General features: G+C 53.9%; 3 protein-coding genes. All 3 read right to left on the minus strand.

Features of this window, described 5'->3' with window-relative positions; genetic code table 11:
* The coding region (locus ACILRN_RS16625) for a transposase (protein ID WP_395690073.1) at nt 1-181 on the minus strand (181 nt) is incomplete at its 3' end.
* Nucleotides 182-333: 152 nt separating this feature from the next.
* Nucleotides 334-1,329, minus strand: a complete 996-nt coding sequence (locus tag ACILRN_RS16630) for a hypothetical protein (protein WP_395690074.1) — start codon at nt 1,327-1,329, stop codon at nt 334-336.
* Nucleotides 1,330-1,334: 5 nt separating this feature from the next.
* On the minus strand, nt 1,335-3,103 hold a 1,769-nt coding region (locus tag ACILRN_RS16635), incomplete at its 5' end, for a hypothetical protein (RefSeq protein WP_395690075.1).

Genomic DNA, 3,103 nt, shown 5'->3' on the forward strand with positions numbered 1-3,103 from the left:
AGTGATTGTCCATGATCACCCAGGCCAGCACCTCCCAGCCCGTCTTCTTGCAGGACTCCGCCAGGGTGGCCAGCAGCATCTCACGGTCCCCATCATCATGCACGATGTCCTCCCGCCGGTCCCCGCGTGCCGTGACGTGGTAAAGCGCTCCTGGGTACTGAATGCGAAGCTGTCTCGGCATGACCGTGATGCTACCCTCCAAGCACCCCTTGTCAAGAATCGACCCCTGACCCTTTCTTGCACTGTCTATTGCGGTGGGGGGTGGGAGCGGGCGGAGCACTTCGGTGGTTGGCAATGGGCGGAGCCGCGAGCTTTGCGATGCGCTGGAGTTGGTCAGCGTTGCGCCGGGTCGGTGTCGAGGTTTCGTGAGCCGGTCTTCGGGTTCAAATGTGATTCCCAAACTACAAAGTGATCACCGCCTGCAATCATTTCCACATTCACACGGGCAAAGACGTTGTCAGCGAAGCGTATAAAGTAACTGCGTTGAGCACTTCTGCTCCAGGAAGGCTTGGCTTCCACTGGCATATCAATGATGGCCTTTGGTTCGTAGCCTGTTTCTGGAGCTTCAAAGGCCATGATGTCTTTCCGCTCCGTGATGCCGCCGCCGGGGGCCGTAATCTCCAGCCTCCAATCGTATCGCGGTTCCGTCTGAGGTCTCGGTTCGAGTTCTTTATTCCAGCATCGAAGCACAACCCGATGAGCGCTATTGCCACCGGGGTGCAGCTCGATCTCAGTTGGGCTTCCATCGCGCGGCAAACGATAGTTGCGTTCCTCTACATGAATGAGCGGCTCAATCACTCCGGGTTTTTGCAGCGTGAACACGATTGGCTCTTGTGGGCTGGATGCAGGCGGATGTTTTGAGCCAAATGCAAAGCGATGATCTGACCCCACTTCACCATCCACTCCTGGTAATCTACGATAGCCATCCTTGCTTACCCACACTGCTATTGACGCTCCACGATGCCCAGTGATCTGAAACGTTCCATCTGCTCTGCTGCTCAGTTGTCCTTTGGGACGATTTTCAAAGCTCAATATTGAGTATTCTACATTTGCGGAAGCAACAGGATCACCATGCTGATCGATAACCCTACCATACAAGTTGATGGGGGTGGCAAAAGCCGCCTTGAATCCTGCCAGCTTTTCAGGATTCGTCTGTGTCTGTTGCTGCTTCTGCTCAGGCGTAAGTGGTGGTAATGCCGCTGCAACCTTTGCCGGTTCTTTTGGCGCTGCCTTTTCCTGGGAGGGCAGCCCAAGCGGCTCTTGGCGCAAAAGCCACCACATGGCTACCAACACGAGAAGAAGACCAACGATAATGAGTGTTCTTTTCATGCGCTTTAGCGGTTGGACACATCCTCCTCAAACTTCTTCATCAGCTCTTTCCAGAAGCCGTATGAGTTCTGGTAGGCTCGATCCCATTCAGCGCTGTGTTTAACGCCAAAATTAAAACTGGGGCCACCCATGTTCACGGTGCTCTCCATGTTACCCACCGTTAGTTTTGCTCCGGCGGCCCGAGTGCGCGCTTGGACGCAATATCCGAAGGCTTCAGCATCCGTCGTCAGGTATCTCTTGAACGAGATACCGCCGAGATTGCCATACCAGAGTTTTTCATTTGGATGAGCATCCCAGCGGTCATACCCATATCCCCACAATATAAAGTTATAAGGTTTGAAATACTTGTTATTGAGCCTCCACAAATCTAGAGCTTCATCTGCCTCTAGGGCGAAGTTCACCATAGTAGTTCTACCCGCCGGATTAAACAGATTAGACAAGCCCCAGAACGCCGCCGCAAGCGGAGTCGGATCAGTGTCGACGGTTTCAAATTCGTTGTCCGGCTGGTCATTGTGAACGCCGTCGTAAGCCATTGAGGCCATCGCCGCGTTGCACATAGCATACTTGGTCACGTTCATGCCAGATCGGAGCGCCGCACCAGAGATCACATTTCCCATCGAGTGCGCAAACAGATAGCGGCTGCCACTGTTTGCAGTCTGGTTCACGAAGTTAGCCAAGGCCGGACCTGAAAGCCAAGACCGATACTCGCTCGCGTTGTAAGTTAGGCCACCGTCCCGCCAAAGGTCGAGGGGCGTGATGTTCTCGAGACTTGGTAAGCCATCATTCTCGCCGCTGAATGTAGGCCAGCGGAACGCATAAAACCGCCCTTTGAAGCCCATCTGCCATAGACGCTTGAAGCTGGTGTCTCCCCAAGAGGCATATTCAGCATAGTCCATGCGCCAGCCGTGAACCCAAATGATGGTCTTGGCTTTGGCATTGGGGTCAACTTTTGGCGATCCTGCCGCTGTGTCTGGTTCCCAAGTTAAAGCTGGCGGATTCACATTGTCCCACGGATTGGGGATTCCTGGAGCATCTACTGTAATGCGTCCACGATCATACATTTCTCCGACTCGGAGAAGCTGAACATCGAGACTTGGGCCGTCAAACGTTTGGCCGTTTAGCTCAAAAACCAGGGTGAGTTTGCCTTTGCCATCGGCGCATCCCTCCATCAGGAGTGTGATCTCATCGGAGGATGTTTCAGTCAGTAGCGAAGATCGAAGCCAAGCGGCACTTCCTCCAGAGACAAGGGTGTTTCTCCCAAACAGGTTGTTCTGTGCACGAACCGTTTCGGCTCCATCAGGAGTGGACAAATAATCGGCAGCTTTAACGAGCGAGGGCGAGCCAGTGAAGATTCTGCACGAGGGCGAACCGCCAGAGGTGTCCTTCCATCGAAAGCCGATTTTGCCGTTTTGCTCAGTCAGCATATGGCGCAAAGAGCCGATGCGGATTTTCAGAACAGTGAAGTCCTCTAGATCACGGATGCCGTTGACCATACCATCATCGCAGTTGCGATCTCCGGTGAGGTCCTCGGTATCAACTCCATGATCGTGATCATCATTGACCCAGAAGCGGAAGGGTTTGTCGCCCGAAGTGCTGTCTGAGCCGAATGTGACGAGTCCATCACGATCTGCATCAACGGCTAACTCAACCGGGAGGAGGCTCATACTTTCATATTCGGCTGGGTGGAGCTTGAGGGTGCCGTTCGTGCCATTCACATCACTGGCGGCACTGTTGGTGCCTTCCGTGGAATAGGTGCCGTTCTTCGGGATTGTCA

It is taken from the genome of Aestuariivirga sp. (genome assembly GCF_044238155.1).
Lineage (GTDB): Bacteria > Pseudomonadota > Alphaproteobacteria > Rhizobiales > Aestuariivirgaceae > Aestuariivirga.